This is a genomic window from Streptomyces sp. NPDC005706, from assembly GCF_040631045.1.
Taxonomy (GTDB): domain Bacteria; phylum Actinomycetota; class Actinomycetes; order Streptomycetales; family Streptomycetaceae; genus Streptomyces.
Window position 1 is genome coordinate 341549 of the sequence record NZ_JBEXYS010000005.1, and the last position, 15898, is coordinate 357446.

Consider the following 15898-nt stretch of genomic DNA (forward strand, 5'->3'; position numbering starts at 1 on the left):
CGCCACGCGCGCGGGTGAGCCGTGGCCCGCCCGCGCGCGTGGGAGTGGTTCAGCCGAGGCGTCTCAGGGCGACACCGGGGCGGACGGGGTGACGCCCCCGTCCGAGCCCTCCGTGACACCGCCGTCGGTGCCGTCCGTGGTCCCCGCGTCCGTGCCGCCGTCCGTCGGATCCGACGACTGCGGCTCCGAGGGCTCCGGGTCCGACGGCTCGTCGCTCGGGTCGTCGGTGGCCGGCTGGGACGGGGTGTACGAGGGGGTGTACGACGGAGTCCCCCAGTTCGAACCGCTGCCGTTGTCCGTCCCGTTGTCGGTGGACGGGTCCGTGGGCTGGTCGGTGTTGTCGTCGGACGGCGACTCGGAGGCCGTCTCGTCCTTCGTGGCCTTGGAGTGGGTCGGCGTCGGCTTGGTCCCGCCGCCGCTGCCGTCGTTGTTGTGGTTGAGCGCCAGCGCGACACCGGCGGCGATCGCGATCACGGCGAGCACGGCGAGGATCCAGAGCTTGCCGCGGCCGCTGCCCCGGTTGCCGTGTCCCTCGAAGCCGCCGTCGTCGCCGCCCCCGTACCCGCCGGGCAGAATCGGCTGCGGGATCTGAGTGGTGCCGGCCCCGAAGTCGCCGGGGTGCTGCATCACGGCCGTCCCCGCGAACCCGGCCGCCGGGGCATGCCGGCCGTCGTGCGTGTTCACCGGCCCGGTGTTCCAGGTGCCGGTGTGGCCGCCCTGCTCGTACAGCATCTGCAGGCTGTACTGGATCAGGCCGCGCATCTCCTCGGCGGTCTGGAACCGGTCGTCGGGCTCCTTGGCGAGCGAGCGCATGACCAGGCCGTCCAGCTCCGGCGGGCAGGCGTCGGAGGCCTCCGAGGGCGGGGTGGGGATGTCCTGGACGTGCTGGTAGACCACCGACAGCGGGGTCTCGCCGGTGAACGGAGGCCGCAGGGAGAGAAGTTCGTACAGCAGGCAGCCGGTCGCGTACAGGTCGGAGCGGTGGTCGACGGCCTTGCCGAGCGCCTGCTCGGGGGAGAGGTACTGCGGGGTGCCCATCACCATGCCGGTCTGCGTCATCGTCGTCGACGCGCCGTGCAGCGCGCGGGCGATGCCGAAGTCCATCACCTTCACGGCGCCGTTGTCGGTGATGATGACGTTGGCCGGCTTGATGTCGCGGTGCACGATGCCGTGCTGGTGCGAGTAGGCGAGCGCCTCCAGCACACCGGACACGATGATCAGGGCCTGCTCGGGGCCCGGCGCCTCGGCGTTGAGCAGCAGGTCGCGGATGGTGCGGCCCTCGACCAGCTCCATCACGATGTAGGGCACCGACTGGCCGCCCACGACATCCTCGCCGGAGTCGTACACGGCGACGATCGCGTGGTGGTTGAGTCCGGCGACCGACTGGGCCTCGCGCGTGAAGCGGGCCTTGGAGACCGGGTCCTCGGCCAGGTCGGCACGGAGCAGCTTGACCGCGACCGTGCGGCCCAGCCGGACGTCCTCGGCCGCGAACACCTCGGCCATGCCACCCCGGCCCAGCCGGTGGGTCAACCGGTACCGGCCGTCGCCGACGAGCCCGCCGTTGCCCCACATCTCGGGCGTCTCTGACATGCCGCCGCCAGTCGCCTCGGGGTCGGACGGGCCCTGGGCGCTGTGCGTCTGTGCCATCGGTCCTCGCCGTCGTTTCTGCCCGCGGTGCGCGCGGTGTTGTTACGGTCTCCGTCGGCCACGCTACAGCCTCCGCGTCCGCCCCCGGTCCGGAACCGGAACCGGAACCGGCCCGAGACGGACCGGTCATGAAACCCCTAGCACGCGCTCTCGTGCAAATTCTGTGCACTGCTCGTACGTCCGCTGTAACGCTTGCGCGACGCTTCTTTCGCGTACGGTCACGGAACGGGCACCGAGCTTGACGTGTCACTGCCCTCGGGCAGACTTGGCCGGGAATGACACATTCGATCAAGGCATGTTCGCCCAGCGACGGCGCCGGACGGCCAGTGGGGGACGCGGAGAGATGAGCCAGGACGGCGCACAGGAGCGGTACGCGGGGCGGACGCTGGCCGGCGGTCGCTACCAGCTGCGCGACCTGCTCGGCCAGGGCGGCATGGCCTCGGTCCACCTGGCCTACGACACCGTGCTCGACCGCCAGGTCGCGATCAAGACCCTGCACTCCGAGCTCGGCCGGGAACAGGCCTTCCGTGAGCGGTTCCGGCGCGAGGCCCAGTCCGTGGCCAAGCTCACCCACACCAACATCGTCTCCGTCTTCGACACCGGCGAGGACGCGCTGGACGGCGCGACGATGCCGTACATCGTCATGGAGTACGTGGAGGGCCGTCCGCTCGGCTCGGTCCTCGACGAGGACGTCCGGCAGTCCGGCGCGATGCCCGCCGACAAGGCGCTGAAGATCACCGCGGACGTGCTGGCGGCGCTGGAGATCAGCCACGAGATGGGCCTGGTCCACCGCGACATCAAGCCGGGCAACGTGATGATGACCAAGCGCGGCGTGGTCAAGGTCATGGACTTCGGCATCGCCCGCGCCATGCAGTCCGGCGTCACCTCGATGACCCAGACCGGCATGGTCGTCGGCACCCCCCAGTACCTCTCGCCCGAGCAGGCCCTCGGCCGGGGCGTGGACGCCCGCTCCGACCTGTACTCGGTCGGCATCATGCTGTTCCAGCTCGTGACCGGGCGGCTGCCGTTCGACGCCGACTCCCCGCTGGCGATCGCCTACGCGCATGTGCAGGAGGTGCCGGTCGCGGCCTCCTCGATCAACCGCGCGCTGCCGCCCGCGGTGGACGCGCTGATCTCCCGCGCGCTGAAGAAGAACCCGAACGAGCGCTTCCCGACCGCCGAGTCCATGCGCGACGAGTGCCTTCGTGTCGCCGCCTCCCTGCACGTGGCCCCGCCCAGCATCGTGCCGGGCACCGGGCCGACGCAGAGCGGCGCGGGCGTGGGCGCCACGGTGTTCCCGCCCGTCGACCAGGCGGCCCCGGCGCCGACCGGCCCGGTGCAGACGCCGTACCAGCCGAACCCGTACGGCACCCCGGCGCCCGCCCCGGCCTACGGCTACCCCCAGCAGGGCGGCTACCAGACGCCGGCGGCGTACGGGCAGCAGTCCCCCTCCACCCCGCCGCCGTACAACATCACGCCCCAGACGGCCGTGCAGTCCTCGGGCGGGGGTGGCGGCAAGAACAACAAGCCGGTGATCATCGGCTCGATCGTGGTGTCCCTCGTCGCGGTCGTCGGCCTGATCGTCGCGCTGAGCCTGAACAGCGGCGGCACGGACGACCAGGGCGGCGACGACCCCAGCCCCTCGGCGTCGGCCCACGCGGCGGGCTACCGGGGACCGGACACGTCGAAGACGGTCAAGGAGACCGACTGCACGGAGCCGGAGGAGTCGTACAACGACGAGAAGAAGATCGAGCTCCCGGACTTCCGGTTCAAGTACATCAAGTCCGTCAAGGAGTGCGCGGCGGCCGCGGGCTGGCGTGTCACGACCAAGAACGTCGACGAGAACACCTTCGGCCAGGGCGCGGTCATCGACCAGTTCCCGAAGGGCGGCACGGACGTCGACCCGAAGGACGTCGAGATCCAGCTGAACGTCTCGACGGGGAACCCCTGACAGCGCCCGGCCGCACCACGCGGCCGTGAACGAAGGGCCCGGCGGACCACCGCCGGGCCCTCTGTCCTGTCGGGCGGCCAGGGCCGCCGGCCGGACTACAGGTACGGGCCGCCCGAGCGGCCACCCGTGCGCGGGTCGTCACCGCCCTCATGGCCGCCCACACCCGGCGGCAGCGCCCGGCGCATCTGCTCCAGCTGGGCGCGCGCGGCCATCTGCTGGGCGAACAGCGTCGTCTGGATGCCGTGGAACAGGCCCTCCAGCCAGCCCACCAACTGGGCCTGCGCGATGCGCAGTTCCGCGTCGCTCGGCGTCGTGTCGTCGGTGAACGGCAGCGACAGCCGTTCCAGCTCCTCGACCAGCTCCGGCGCCAGACCGTCCTCCAGCTCCTTCACCGAGCTGCGGTGGATGTCCTTGAGCCGGACCCGGCTGGCCTCGTCGAGGGGAGCGACCCGGACCTCCTCGAGCAGCTGCTTGATCATGCTGCCGATCCGCATCACCTTGGCCGGCTGTTCGACCTGGTCCGTCACCGGCGTCTCGCGGGAGTCCTCGTCCCCGCCGCCGATCGCCATGCCGTCCTGACCCACGACCAGGATCTGGGGATTCTCCGGCGACCGTTCGTTCCTCGGCATCTCCATGCCGCCATTGTCTCGCACGCCCCCACCTCATCACCGTGCTGCCCCCTCATGGGGCGAATCCGCCCTTTAGCTCCGACGGCGCAATCAGAAATGCCCGGTGTGCCCCACGATGTGAGGCTGGCTTGCGTCGATGTTCGACGACTGGGCTCCGGGAGGTCACCGACGTGACTCCATGGCTGCGATTCACGCTCCGCCTCGTACCACTGCTGCTCGCCCTCGTGGCGGCGGTGCCGGTGTACGGCACGCCCGCCGCGTACGGCGCGCAGGCCGCGCCGCCGGATCCGTCCGCGCCCGCGGCCCGGCCCACCACGCCGGTCACACCGGCCGCTCTGGCCTCCGCCTCCCCGGCCGCGTCGCACTCCGCGTCCCGCCCCCACGCCCACTCCGATCCGGCCGCCGAGCCGTCGCGGGCCGGGAGCAGGGCCGGTGAGGGGCGGATGCGTCCCGGCCGCCCGGACGGGCCGGCCGCCGAGGAGGAGGGCGACGACGGTTCCGGGACGGTGACCGGGGCTCCCGACCCCTTCGGTCCGCAGGAGCCGGAGACCGCCGACATCCCTGCCGTGACGCCGACGGCGTCCGCTCCGCCCGAGGAGGCCGGGCTGGATCCCGCCCGGCCCCCGCGGCAGACCGCGGCGCAGAACGACGTCCGCCAGGACGCCGCTCCCGCCGAGCCGACGCTGGAGATCCTGCCGCTGGGGACCGGGCTGGTCCTCGTCGGTCTCGGACTGGGTCTGGCGTTCCTGGGCCTGCGGATCCGCCGTACCTGACCGGTTCGACCGGTCCGAGGACCGCGAACCGGTGCCGTCAGCGGCTGCGGCCGTGCGGGTTACGGCGCGACCAGCAGCACCTTGCCGATGTGGCCGCTCCCCTCGACCACCCGATGCGCCTCGGCCGCCTCCGGCATGGGCAGCTCGCGGTCGACGACCGGACGGACGTGCCCCCCGGTCAGCAGCGGCCACACATGCTCGCGTACGGCGGCCACGATCGTGGCCTTCTCGCTCAGCGGACGGGCCCGCAGCGAGGTCGCGCTGATCGCGGCCCGCTTGCTCAGCAACGTGCCGATGTTCAGCTCGCCCTTGACGCCGCCCTGCATGCCGATGATCGCGAGCCGGCCGTTGACGGCGAGGGCCTGGACGTTGCGGTTCAGGTACTTGGCGCCCATGTTGTCGAGGATGACATCGGCGCCCGCGCCGTCCGTGGCCTGCTTGATCTCGGCGACGAAGTCCTGGTCGCGGTAGTTGATCAGGATGTCCGCGCCCAGCCGGGCGCAGTAGTCCAGCTTCTCCTTCGTCCCGGCGGTCACCGCGACCCTGGCTCCGACGGCCTTGGCGAGCTGGACGGCCATGGTGCCGATACCGCTGGAACCACCGTGCACCAGCAGGGTCTCGGCCGGACGCAGATGGGCGACCATGAAGACGTTGGACCAGACGGTGCAGACCACCTCGGGCAGCGCGGCCGCCTGCCTCAGTTCGACGCCCTCGGGCACGGGCAGCAACTGCCCGGCCGGCACGGCGACCTTCTGGGCGTAGCCGCCGCCCGCGAGCAGCGCGCAGACCTCGTCGCCCACGGCCCAGCCGGAGACCCCGGGGCCGAGCGCGGCGATCCTTCCGGAGCACTCGAGGCCCGGATACGGGGACGCGCCCGGCGGCGGGTCGTAGAAGCCCTGCCGCTGCATGATGTCTGCACGGTTGACGGCGCTGGCCACCACCTCGACCAGTACTTCGCCCTCGCCGGGCACGGGGTCGGGGACCTCGTCCCACACCAGCGCCTCGGGCCCACCAGGTTCGGGAATCGTGATCGCATGCATGCCCGTGACGCTACTCCTCATCGGCGCCAACCCCGGGGCAGGCCCGCTCAGTCGGTCGGCAGCGGACGATGATGCGGGGTGACGTGGGCGCCCGGGCTCGCGCGGACGATGGTGATCAGGCGGTCCGTCAGCTGCAGGGAACCGATGGACGGGTCGTCGTAGCCGAGCACCCGGTGCCCGCGTACCACGCTGACCACGAGGTCGTCCGTCTCGCGCGGGCCCTTGCCCACCTCGGCCCGCACCACGGGCCGTTCCATGATGTCGAGACCGCTGCCCTGCTGGATCAGGTCCTCCATCACCATGCCGGCGGCCGGGCTGAGCACGGACAGGCCGAGCAGCCGGCCGGCCGCGCCGGAGCTGGTGACGACGGCGTCGGCTCCCGACTGCTTCAGCAGCGGGGCGTTCTCCTCCTCACGGACCGCGGCCACGATCTTCGCGCTCCGGTTGAGCTGCCTGGCGGTCAGGGTGACCAGCACGGCGGTGTCGTCGCGCTGCGGGGCGATGATGATCTGCCGCGCCTTGTGCACCTCGGCCCGCCTGAGCACATCACTGCGGGTGGCGTCGCCTATGACGCCCGCGTACCCCTCGGCCGTCGCGGCGTCGACCGCCTTGGAGCTGGGGTCGACCACGACCACCTGCTCTGCCTTCAGACCTGTGGCACAGACGGTCTGGATGGCCGACCGTCCCTTGGTGCCGTAGCCGATGACGACGGTGTGGTCGCGCAAGGTGGACCTCCAGCGGTTCAGGCGCCATTCCTCCCGGGTGCGTTCGGTGAGGACCTCCAGCGTGGTGCCGACCAGGATGATCAGGAACAGCACCCGCAGGGGCGTGATGACGAAGATGTTGGTGAGCCGGGCGCCATCGCTGACCGGGGTGATGTCGCCGTACCCGGTCGTCGAGAGGGTGACGGTCGCGTAGTAGAACGCGTCCAGCAGGTCCACGGAGCCGTCGGAGTTGTCGTGGTAGCCGTCGTGATCCGCGTAGACGACGAACGCGGTGGCGACCAGCACCAGCAGGGCCATGAGCAGCCGTTTGACCACCTGGCGGATCGGGCGCTCCACCACCGCCCTCGGGAGCTGCACCCGCTGGGCCACCAGATGCTCGTCCGCACGGCGGGCAATGGCGTCATGACCCGGAAGTTTCACGTGAAACACACCCCGATTCCGGCTGCCGCCCATGGCAGGTCCAGCAGCTCCGTCTCCTCCCCCTGCTGCGCCCCGCCCGGCGGCACGACGGCCATCGCGTCCGCGGCGGCGATCCCGCGCAGCATGGCCGGTCCGTTGTAGTGCAGCGGCACGGCGCGGTCGCCGCGCAGCACCACGGGAACGAGCCGGGTGTCGTACGGATGCCCGTGCACCGCCTCGCCGAGCCCCAGTGTGTACGGCTCCGGGGCCGTACGGGCGGCGAGGGTGCGCAGCAGCGGCTCGGCGAGCGTGAGCAGGCCGGAGACCGCCGCCAGGGGGTTGCCGGGCAGGCCGACGAGATGCTGGTTCTCCTTGGTGCGGGCCAGCAGCATGGGGTGGCCGGGGCGCACCTTGACTCCGTCGACGAGGAGTTCGGCGCCCATGCGCTCCAGGGTGGGGTGGACGTGGTCGAGGGGCCCGGCGGCGGTGCCGCCGGTGGTGACGACGAGGTCGGCCCGGGAGCCGGTGAGCGCCTTGTGCAGGGCCTTGGCGTCGTCTCCCAGCCGGCGTACACCGATGACGTCGGCGCCCATCGCGCGCAACCAGGGCGGCAGCATGGGGCCGAGCGCGTCCCGGATCAGTCCGTCGTGCGGGCGTCCTTCGGTGAGCAACTCGTCGCCCAGCACCAGGACCTCGACGCGGGGGCGGGCGACGGCGGTGACGGTGTCGTATCCGGCGGCCGCCGCGAGGCCCAGCACGGCGGGGGTGACGAGGGTGCCGACCGGGAGCAGCTGGTCGCCGCTGCGGCACTCCTGGCCGCGGGGGCGGATGTCCTGGCCGTGGTTCATCTCTCGGGTGGCGTGCAGCCGCCCCTGGGTGTCCGTGCGGCCGTGTTCGGTGCGCAGCACGGCGGTGGTGTCGGCCGGGATACGGGCGCCGGTGGCGATGCGGACCGCCTCGCCGTCGGTGAGCGGCCCGGGCAGCGCGTGGCCGGCGAGCGAGCCCTGTTCACGCACCGCCCAGGGGCCGGGTCCGGCGACCGCCCAGCCGTCCATCGCGGAGGTGTCGAAGGAGGGCAGATCGGTGAGCGCGTCCAGAGGGGCGGCAAGGACCAGGCCGAGGGCCTCGGCGAGGGGGACGGAGACGGGGGTGCGGCGGCTGCCGGAGCGGGCGGCCCGGGCGGCGATCTCCCGGGCCCGGGGCCAGGGGGTCGCCCGGTGCCGCTCGTGCCGCCGCTCGTCGGGGGTGGCGGCGGTGGCGGGCTGGGCGTCGTCCTTGGGTTCCCTCACGAGGGCCAGGGCCTCCTCGACGTCGAGGTCGTCGCTGTCCTCGGCGGGCGCTCCGGCCCGGGTGCCGGGAGTCATCGCGGGTCCGTGGCGGGGGCGCCCCCGGCGCCGCCCTGATCGCCCCCGCTGCTCTCTTCCTCCCAGCGCAGCGCCAGCGCGGCGGCCTTGCGGGCGGCCTCGGCGACGGCTTCGGGGCCGCCCTCCGCCCGTGCGGCGGCGTAGCCGACGAGGAAGGTGGTCAGCGGCGCGGCCGGCCGGGCCACGCCGTGTGCGGCGTCGCGGGCCAGGTCGAGCAGGAGACCGGTGTCGACGTCCAGGTCGATGCCCAGCTCGTCCTTGACTGCGGAAATCCATTCATCCAACACGTGCCCATGCTCCCTGATGCGTGCCCTGGCGTCGGCGATGTCGTCCCAGGTGTCGCAGTCGAAGGACGCGAGCGGGTCCGGGACGCGGGTGAGCTCGAGGGCGCCGGTCAGCCGCCGCAGGGGCAGCCCGGTGAGCCCGCCCTGCCCGGCGGCGAGGGCCGCCAGTTCACGGCGCAGCGCGGCGGTGCGGTAGGCGGCCACGAGCGGCTGGTCCCGGCCTTCGGCGTCGGTGAGCAGCGCGCCGTCGGCTCCGGTGTCCCGCAGAGCCGCCAACAGCCGCTCCAGCGTGACTGCTTCGAGGAACGGCAGGTCGGCGGAGAGGACCGCGGTGTATTCGGCGGTCGTCAGCCGCAGCCCGGCCTCCAGCGCGGCGACGGGGCCGCCGCCGGACGGTTCCTCGCGCGCCCAGCGCACCGGGCGGGCGGTGGGACGGGCACCGGCGACGACGACGGTCGTGGCCGCGCCGGCGCAGGCCGTGAGCACCCGGTCGAGCAGCGCCCGGCCGCCGACCCGCACCGCGGGCTTGTCGGCACCGCCGAGCCGCCGGGCGGCACCGCCGGCCAGCACGACGGCGTCGTACGGCGCGGCGGTCCCGGGTGCGGCGGGGGCGTTCTCGGTCACCCCCCGAGTATGTCCTCTCGGGTCCTCCTTATGGACCCGGCGTAGGTCACAGGGTGCGCAGCAGCACCGCCGGCTGCTCCACGCAGTCCGCGACGTACCGCAGGAAACCGCCCGCCGTACCGCCGTCGCACACCCGGTGGTCGAAGGTGAGGGAGAGCTGCACGACCTGGCGCACGGCCAGTTCGCCCTCGTGCACCCACGGCTTGGGGACGATCCGCCCCACGCCGAGCATGGCCGCCTCGGGGTGGTTGATGATCGGGGTGGAGCCGTCGACGCCGAAGACGCCGTAATTGTTCAACGTGAAGGTGCCGCCGGTGAGTTCCCCGGGGGTGAGCGTGCCGGTTCGGGCGGCCTCGGTGAGCCGGGTGAACTCCGCGGTCAGCGACTCGGCGTCGCGCGTGTGGGCGTCCCGCACGACCGGGACGACCAGTCCGCGTTCGGTCTGCGCGGCGAACCCGATGTGCACTCGGTCGAGTTGGACGACCTCGCGGGCCTCGGTGTCGACGTAGGAGTTCAGCTCGGGGTGACGGGCGAGGGCGGCGGTGCAGATACGGGCGAGGAGCGCCAGGAGGGAGATCTTCGGTCCTCCGGCGGCGTTCATCGCGGCCCGCGCGCGCATCAGTTCCGTCGCGTCGGCGTCGACCCAGCAGGTGGCGTCCGGGATCTCCCGGCGGCTGCGGGAGAGCTTGTCGGCGACGGCACCGCGGACGCCCTTGAGGGGGACGCGCAGTCCGTCGCGGGCCGGCGCGGCCGCGGACACCGGTGCGGCGGGCTCCGCCGTCACAGGAGCGGGAGCGTCCTTGGCGCGCAGGGCGTTCTCGACGTCGGCGCGCAGGATCAGCCCCTCGGGGCCCGACCCGGACAGCTCCCGCAGGTCGAGGCCGCCGTCCCGGGCGAGCCGGCGCACCAGTGGAGAGATCACGGGAACCGGTCCCTCGACGGGCACGGGGGCGGTGGCGCTTTCGGGGGCGGGCGCGGGCGGTGCCCCAACGGCCTGCTTCACGTGCCCGTTGGCACCGGTCGCGCGCACCCTGCGCCGTCGCGCCGGGGCCTCGGAGGTGCCGTAGCCGACGAGGACGTTGCCCGAGCCGGCGTCCTCACCGGCCGTGGCGGGGCCCACCGCGACCGTCAGCAGTGGCGCGCCGACGGGCAGTTCGGCCCCCTCCTCGCCGAAGCGGGCGGTGACCACGCCGCCGTAGGGGCAGGGGACCTCGACCATCGCCTTGGCCGTCTCGACCTCCACGACCGGCTGGTCGATGGCGACGACGTCACCGACCCGCACCAGCCAGCGGACGATCTCCGCCTCGGTGAGACCCTCGCCGAGGTCGGGCAGCTTGAACTCCAGCACCTGTGCCATCAGCCCTCGGCCTCCCACTGCAGGCGGGCCACGGCGTCCAGGATGCGGTCGACGCCGGGCAGGTGGTGCCGCTCCAGCATGGGCGGCGGATAGGGAAGGTCGAAGCCGGCCACCCGCAGCACCGGGGCCTCCAGGTGGTGGAAGCAGCGCTCGGTGACACGGGCGGCGATCTCGCCGCCCGGACCGCCGAACCCGGTCGACTCGTGCACGACGACGGCACGTCCGGTGCGCCGCACGGCCGCGCAGATCGTCTCGTCGTCGAACGGCACCAGGGAGCGCAGGTCGAGGACCTCCAGGTCCCAGCCCTCCGCCCGGGCGGCCTCGGCGGCCTCCAGGCAGACCGGCACGGACGGGCCGTAGGTGATGAGTGTCGCGCTGGTACCGGACCGCCGGATCACCGCGCGCCCGATGGGCTCCACCTCCGTGGGCCGCTCGGGGTTCCAGGAGTCCTTCGACCAGTACAGCCGCTTGGGCTCCAGGAAGACGACCGGGTCGTCGGAGGCGATGGCCTGGCGCAGCAGCCCGTAGGCGTCGGAGACCGTCGCCGGGGTGACGACGTGCAGACCCGGGGTGGCCATGTAGTAGGCCTCGGAGGAGTCGCTGTGGTGCTCGACGCCGCCGATGCCGCCGCCGTAGGGCACGCGGACGGTGATCGGCAGGGGCATCCGGCCGCGCGTGCGGTTGCGCATCCGGGAGACATGGCTGATCAGCTGCTCGAACGCCGGGTAGGCGAAGGCGTCGAACTGCATCTCCACCACCGGGCGCAGGCCGTACATGGCCATGCCGACGGCGGTGCCGAGAATGCCCGCCTCGGCGAGCGGGGTGTCGGTGCAGCGGTCCTCGCCGAACTCCTTGGCGAGCCCGTCGGTGACGCGGAAGACCCCGCCGAGGGTGCCGACGTCCTCCCCCAGGACGTGCACGCTGGAGTCCGCGGCCATCGCGTCGCGCATCGCGCGCGTGAGGGCCTGCGCCATGGTGGCGGGCTTGACGGCGACGGTGGTCATCGAAGGTCGCCTTCCTGGCCGTCCTGCTCGGCCTCGAGCTCGGCGCGCAGTTGGGCGCGCTGCTCGCGCAGCTGCGCGGTGGTCTCGGCGTAGACGTGGTCGAAGAGGTCCATGGGGTTGAGCTCGGGGTCCTGGTTCATGCGTTCCCGCAGGTCGGCGGCCATCTCCTCGGCGTCCTGCCGGGCGGCCTCGAGGCCGGCGTCGTCGAGCAGGCCGCGCGTGGTGAGTTCCCGCTCCAGCAGCTGGACCGGGTCGTGCGCCCGCCAGGCCTCGACCTCGGAGTCGCCGCGGTAACGGGTGGCGTCGTCGGCGTTGGTGTGCGCGTCGATGCGGTACGTCACCGCCTCCACCAGGGTCGGTCCGCCGCCCGCCCGCGCCCGCCGCACGGCGTCGCTGAGGACCTCGTGCACGGCGGCCGCGTCGTTGCCGTCGACCAGCCTGCCCGGCATGCCGTAGCCGACGGCCTTGTGGGCCAGCGAGGGCGCCGCGGTCTGCTTGGCGAGCGGGACGGAGATGGCGAAGCCGTTGTTCTGCACCAGGAAGACGACCGGCGCCTGCCAGACGGCGGCGAAGTTCAGTGCCTCGTGGAAGTCGCCCTCGCTGGTGCCGCCGTCGCCGACCATGGCCAGCGCGACCACGTCGTCGCCCTTGAGGCGGGCGGCGTGCGCGAGACCGACGGCGTGCGGGAGCTGGGTGGCCAGCGGGGTGCTGAGAGGAGCCACCCGGTGGGTCTGGGGGTCGTAGCCGTTGTGCCAGTCGCCGCGCAGCAGCGTGAGCACCTCGACCGGGTCCACGCCCCGGGCGACGACGGCGAGGGTGTCGCGGTAACTGGGGAACAGCCAGTCGCGCTCCTCCAGGGCCAGGGCGGCGGCGACCTCGCAGGCCTCCTGGCCGGTGGTGGAGGGGTAGACGGCGAGGCGGCCCTGCTTGGTCAGCGCGGTGGCCTGGGTGTTGTAGCGGCGGCCGCGCACCAGCTGTGCGTACAGCCGGCGCAGCAGGTCCGGGTCGGCCTTCGCGACCGCCTCGGTGCCGAGGACGCGATACGGCTCGGCGTCGGGCAGCAGCGGCGCGGGGTCCATACGGGGCTGCCAGGCGGGCGGCGGCGATGGCCGGTACGCGCCCCGCTGCTCCATGACCGTCATGACGGCACCTCCTCGTGGGAGTGGCTACAGGAGACGTGTCGGCTGTGACCCGCCTCACCTACCGATTGTTCGGTCGCCGGCACATTTTGGCTACAGGCCCGGGCAGGCTGTGGACAAACGGTTCTCCACATCCTGCAATGAATGCAGGACGTCCACGACGGTGAAGCGGGGGGACATGACAGCTGAACAAATGGCCGACGGGCCGCAGGACGGCGCCGCCCCGCCGGCCCGACCGCTGGACGCGATCGACCAGGACATCCTGAAAATCCTGCAGGCGGACGGCCGCGCCTCCATACGGTCCGTCGCCGAACGCGTCCATGTCTCGCGCGCCAACGCCTACGCGCGCATCAACCGGCTCATCGACGACGGGGTGATCAGGGGGTTCAGCGCCCGCGTGGACCATGAGCGGGCGGGGCACGGCACCTCGGCGTACATCACACTGAAGATCGTCCAGAACACCTGGCGCACGGTCCGCGAGCAGCTCAGACAGCTGCCCGGCGCCTCGCACATCGCCCTGGTGGGCGGCGACTTCGACGTCCTGCTCCTGGTGCACACGCCCGACAACAGGGCGCTGCGCGAGCTGGTCCTCACCCGGCTCCAGGCGATCCCCGAGGTGCTCAGCACCCGCACCCTGCTGGTGTTCGAGGAGGAGGACACCGAGCCGGAGACCTGATCACCGGGTGCGCCGAGGGCCCCGCGTCCGGCGCGGACCGGCGGGTTCAGTCCTGCCGCAGGCCCGAGAAGGCGAGCCGGACCACCGCGTCGGCCACCTCACGGCCGCTGACGCCCCGGCTGTCCGGCCGGTACCACTCCACGATGGAGTTGATCATCCCGAAGACCAGACGGGTGGCCAGGCGCACCTCCACGTCACCGCGTACGTCCCCGTCGGCGGCCGCGGCCTTCAGCAGACCGGCGACCCGGTGGTCGAAGTCGCGGCGCCGCTCCAGCGCCCAGCGCTCGGTCTCGGTGTTGCCGCGCACCCGCAGCAGCAGCGTCACGTACGGCAGCTCGGATATGAGCACCTCGACCATGCGCCGTACGACGTGCTCGAGCCGGTCGGCGGACCGCCCCACGCGCGCGGGCTCCTCCTCGAGGATCCCGAACAGCCCGTCCATCGCCCTGCTGACGGCCCGCCGCAGCAGTTCCTCCTTGCCACTGACGTGGTGGTAGATCGAGGACTTGGAGATGCCTGCGGCCCTGGACAGGTGCTCCATGGAGGTGCCGTCGTAACCGCGCTCGTTGAAGACCTGCACGGCGACGGAGAGCAGCGTCTCGGGGGTGTACGTGTCGCGCTTGGCGGTGGTCATGAGGTGCCCTCCCGCTTGTCTGTGGCGTACGCGTGACGGTAGAGCGCGAGGGACGGCGCGTACCGGCCGGAGGGGTCGCGCAGGTGCAGGTCGTCCAGGAGGTCGTAGGCCCAGCCGTGGCCGAGCCTGCGGCTCCACTCGAATGGGCCCAGCGGGTAGTTGACGCCGAGGCACATCGCGGTGTCGATGTCCTCCTCGGTGGCCACGCCCTTGGCGACGGCGTCGTGGGCGAGGTCCACGATCCGGGCGACCGTACGGGCGACGATCATGCCGGGGACGTCGCCGATGACGCTGACGTCCTTGCCGAGCGCCTGGAAGAGACCGATGGCCTCGGCGAGGGTCGCCGGCGAGGTGTCCTGGGAGGCGGACAGCGCGATGCGGGTGGCCCGGCGGTAGTCGAGGGCGAGGTCGAAGTAGACGACGTCGCGGAACTCCACGGACGTCTGGCCGTCGGCGAGCACCAGCTGGCCGCCGCTGGGCAGCAGCAGGCGGGTGCCGTGGTCCTCGTCCTCCTCGCGGACCGGGATGCCCGCCTCGCGGATCAGGGTGAGCAGTTCGGCCGCGGGCCCGAGTCCGCCCTCGGCGGCGACGTGGGCCGGCGGCTGCCGCTTCTCGGCGGTGTGCGGCTCGGGGCGCTCGGCGCCCTCGGCGTAGTCGTACCAGCCGTGCCCCGCCTTGCGGCCGAGACGGCCGGACTCCACGAGGCGGCGCTGGGCGAGGGAGGGCGTGAAGCGGACGTCCTGGAAGAAGGACTGCCACACCGAGTGGGTGACGGACTCGTTGACGTCCTGCCCGATCAGGTCGGTCAGCTCGAACGCGCCCATCCGGAAGCCGCCGGACTCACGCAGGACGGCGTCGATGGTGGCGGGGTCCGCGGCCTGGGCCTCGTACACCGCGAACGCCTCGGCGTAGAACGGCCGGGCGATGCGGTTGACGATGAAGCCGGGGGTGTCCGCGCAGGCCACCGGGGCCTTCCCCCAGGCACGCGCGGTCTCGTACGCGCGCGTGGCCGACGTGACGTCGGTGGCGAACCCGGAGACGACCTCGACCAGCGGCAGCAGCGGGGCCGGGTTGAAGAAGTGCAGGCCCAGGAAGCGGCCGGGGCTGCGCAGGGCCCCGCCGATGGCCGTCACCGACAGGGACGAGGTGTTGGTGGCGAGCAGGCAGTCCTCGGAGACGACGTCCTCCAGCTCGCCGAAGAGCCGCTGCTTGACCTCCAGCCGCTCCAGGACGGCCTCAACGACCAGCGAGCAGTCGGCCAGCTCGGCAAGGTTCTCCGCCGGAGTGAGCCGGGCACGGGCCGCGTCCCGCTCGGCGGCGGTGAGCCGGTCCTTCTCCACGAGCCGGTCGAGGCGGGCGCCGATCGCGTCGGCCGCCTCCCGGGCCCGTCCGGGCGCGGCGTCGTAGAGCCGTACGGGATGGCCGGCCACCAGCGCGACCTGGGCGATGCCCTGGCCCATGGTGCCGGTGCCGACGACGGCCACGGGGCTGCTGAGGTCGAGTGCTGTCATGTGCGCGATCCTCCCGCACGGGGTTGTCCACAGATGCGGCAGGCCCCCTTGTCCCGACCGATCGTTCGGTTACTCTAGCCCTGTCCGCCCGTTCCTGCCTCTGTTTCCGCCCAGGTCATGAACTCGAGGAAGAGTTCCTGA

The 15898-nt window shown here is 72.7% G+C and carries 14 protein-coding genes; 3 read left to right on the forward strand and 11 right to left on the reverse strand.

Going from position 1 to position 15898, the window contains the following annotated elements:
* Nucleotides 1-63: 63 nt before the first annotated feature.
* The gene (locus ABZ478_RS12830; RefSeq protein ID WP_359548143.1) at nucleotides 64-1647 is read right to left on the reverse strand and encodes a protein kinase; all 1584 of its coding nucleotides are present in this window, start codon (nucleotides 1645-1647) and stop codon (nucleotides 64-66) included.
* A 343-nt stretch (nucleotides 1648-1990) separates the two neighbouring features.
* On the opposite strand from ABZ478_RS12830, the gene ABZ478_RS12835 reads away from it, so the two are divergent.
* Nucleotides 1991-3598, forward strand: a complete 1608-nt coding sequence (locus tag ABZ478_RS12835) for a protein kinase (RefSeq protein ID WP_359548145.1) — start codon at nucleotides 1991-1993, stop codon at nucleotides 3596-3598.
* A gap of 95 nt (nucleotides 3599-3693) precedes the next feature.
* On the opposite strand, the gene ABZ478_RS12840 is transcribed toward ABZ478_RS12835, so the two are convergent.
* The gene (locus tag ABZ478_RS12840) at nucleotides 3694-4233 is read right to left on the reverse strand and encodes a bacterial proteasome activator family protein (RefSeq protein WP_359548147.1); all 540 of its coding nucleotides are present in this window, start codon (nucleotides 4231-4233) and stop codon (nucleotides 3694-3696) included.
* Between the two features lie 164 nt (nucleotides 4234-4397).
* Between ABZ478_RS12840 and ABZ478_RS12845 the strand changes: the two genes are divergently transcribed.
* Nucleotides 4398-5000, forward strand: coding sequence for a hypothetical protein (locus ABZ478_RS12845; protein ID WP_359548149.1), 603 nt, complete (start codon nucleotides 4398-4400; stop codon nucleotides 4998-5000).
* Between the two features lie 59 nt (nucleotides 5001-5059).
* Here the strand turns inward: ABZ478_RS12845 and ABZ478_RS12850 are convergent, their stop codons facing one another.
* From ABZ478_RS12850 to pdhA, 7 genes are read right to left on the reverse strand one after another with little or no spacing between them, the layout of a single operon-like run.
* Nucleotides 5060-6040 carry an NAD(P)H-quinone oxidoreductase gene (locus ABZ478_RS12850; protein WP_359548151.1) on the reverse strand — a complete coding sequence of 327 codons (981 nt, stop codon included), beginning with the start codon at nucleotides 6038-6040 and terminating at the stop codon, nucleotides 5060-5062.
* Between the two features lie 47 nt (nucleotides 6041-6087).
* Nucleotides 6088-7185, reverse strand: coding sequence for a potassium channel family protein (locus ABZ478_RS12855; protein ID WP_359548153.1), 1098 nt, complete (start codon nucleotides 7183-7185; stop codon nucleotides 6088-6090).
* Nucleotides 7182-8528: a molybdopterin molybdotransferase MoeA gene (locus ABZ478_RS12860; RefSeq protein WP_359548156.1), complete on the reverse strand. Its 1347-nt coding sequence runs from the start codon at nucleotides 8526-8528 to the stop codon at nucleotides 7182-7184. The genes ABZ478_RS12855 and ABZ478_RS12860 overlap by 4 nt, the downstream gene beginning before the upstream one ends.
* On the reverse strand, nucleotides 8525-9436 hold the full coding sequence (locus tag ABZ478_RS12865; RefSeq protein ID WP_359548158.1) for an NTP transferase domain-containing protein: 912 nt from the start codon (nucleotides 9434-9436) through the stop codon (nucleotides 8525-8527). The genes ABZ478_RS12860 and ABZ478_RS12865 overlap by 4 nt, the downstream gene beginning before the upstream one ends.
* 46 nt (nucleotides 9437-9482) lie before the next feature.
* Nucleotides 9483-10793, reverse strand: coding sequence for a dihydrolipoamide acetyltransferase family protein (locus ABZ478_RS12870; protein WP_359548160.1), 1311 nt, complete (start codon nucleotides 10791-10793; stop codon nucleotides 9483-9485).
* Nucleotides 10793-11797, reverse strand: a complete 1005-nt coding sequence (locus tag ABZ478_RS12875) for an alpha-ketoacid dehydrogenase subunit beta (RefSeq protein ID WP_359548162.1) — start codon at nucleotides 11795-11797, stop codon at nucleotides 10793-10795. Before ABZ478_RS12875 ends, ABZ478_RS12870 begins: the two co-directional genes overlap by 1 nt.
* A complete protein-coding gene (pdhA, locus tag ABZ478_RS12880; RefSeq protein ID WP_359548165.1) occupies nucleotides 11794-12939 on the reverse strand; it encodes a pyruvate dehydrogenase (acetyl-transferring) E1 component subunit alpha in 1146 nt (381 codons plus the stop codon). Before pdhA ends, ABZ478_RS12875 begins: the two co-directional genes overlap by 4 nt.
* 190 nt (nucleotides 12940-13129) lie before the next feature.
* Here pdhA and ABZ478_RS12885 point away from each other — a divergent pair, with 190 nt between their 5' ends.
* Nucleotides 13130-13612 carry an Lrp/AsnC family transcriptional regulator gene (locus tag ABZ478_RS12885; RefSeq protein WP_358929840.1) on the forward strand — a complete coding sequence of 161 codons (483 nt, stop codon included), beginning with the start codon at nucleotides 13130-13132 and terminating at the stop codon, nucleotides 13610-13612.
* 46 nt (nucleotides 13613-13658) lie between these two features.
* Here ABZ478_RS12885 and ABZ478_RS12890 read toward each other — a convergent pair whose 3' ends face one another.
* A complete protein-coding gene (locus ABZ478_RS12890) occupies nucleotides 13659-14246 on the reverse strand; it encodes a TetR/AcrR family transcriptional regulator (protein ID WP_359548167.1) in 588 nt (195 codons plus the stop codon).
* Nucleotides 14243-15757, reverse strand: a complete 1515-nt coding sequence (locus ABZ478_RS12895) for a 3-hydroxyacyl-CoA dehydrogenase (protein ID WP_359548169.1) — start codon at nucleotides 15755-15757, stop codon at nucleotides 14243-14245. The genes ABZ478_RS12890 and ABZ478_RS12895 overlap by 4 nt, the downstream gene beginning before the upstream one ends.
* Nucleotides 15758-15898: the final 141 nt, after the last annotated feature.

Excerpts from the sequence above, each read along its gene's own strand:
- ABZ478_RS12830 (WP_359548143.1), bottom strand. The coding sequence starts at position 1,647 with ATGGCACAGACGCACAGCGCCCAGGGCCCGTCCGACCCCGAGGCGACT.
- ABZ478_RS12835 (WP_359548145.1), top strand. The coding sequence starts at position 1,991 with ATGAGCCAGGACGGCGCACAGGAGCGGTACGCGGGGCGGACGCTGGCC.
- ABZ478_RS12840 (WP_359548147.1), bottom strand. The coding sequence starts at position 4,233 with ATGGAGATGCCGAGGAACGAACGGTCGCCGGAGAATCCCCAGATCCTG.
- ABZ478_RS12850 (WP_359548151.1), bottom strand. The coding sequence starts at position 6,040 with ATGCATGCGATCACGATTCCCGAACCTGGTGGGCCCGAGGCGCTGGTG.
- ABZ478_RS12860 (WP_359548156.1), bottom strand. The coding sequence starts at position 8,528 with ATGACTCCCGGCACCCGGGCCGGAGCGCCCGCCGAGGACAGCGACGAC.
- ABZ478_RS12870 (WP_359548160.1), bottom strand. The coding sequence starts at position 10,793 with ATGGCACAGGTGCTGGAGTTCAAGCTGCCCGACCTCGGCGAGGGTCTC.
- ABZ478_RS12875 (WP_359548162.1), bottom strand. The coding sequence starts at position 11,797 with ATGACCACCGTCGCCGTCAAGCCCGCCACCATGGCGCAGGCCCTCACG.
- pdhA (WP_359548165.1), bottom strand. The coding sequence starts at position 12,939 with ATGACGGTCATGGAGCAGCGGGGCGCGTACCGGCCATCGCCGCCGCCC.
- ABZ478_RS12885 (WP_358929840.1), top strand. The coding sequence starts at position 13,130 with ATGGCCGACGGGCCGCAGGACGGCGCCGCCCCGCCGGCCCGACCGCTG.
- ABZ478_RS12890 (WP_359548167.1), bottom strand. The coding sequence starts at position 14,246 with ATGACCACCGCCAAGCGCGACACGTACACCCCCGAGACGCTGCTCTCC.
- ABZ478_RS12895 (WP_359548169.1), bottom strand. The coding sequence starts at position 15,757 with ATGACAGCACTCGACCTCAGCAGCCCCGTGGCCGTCGTCGGCACCGGC.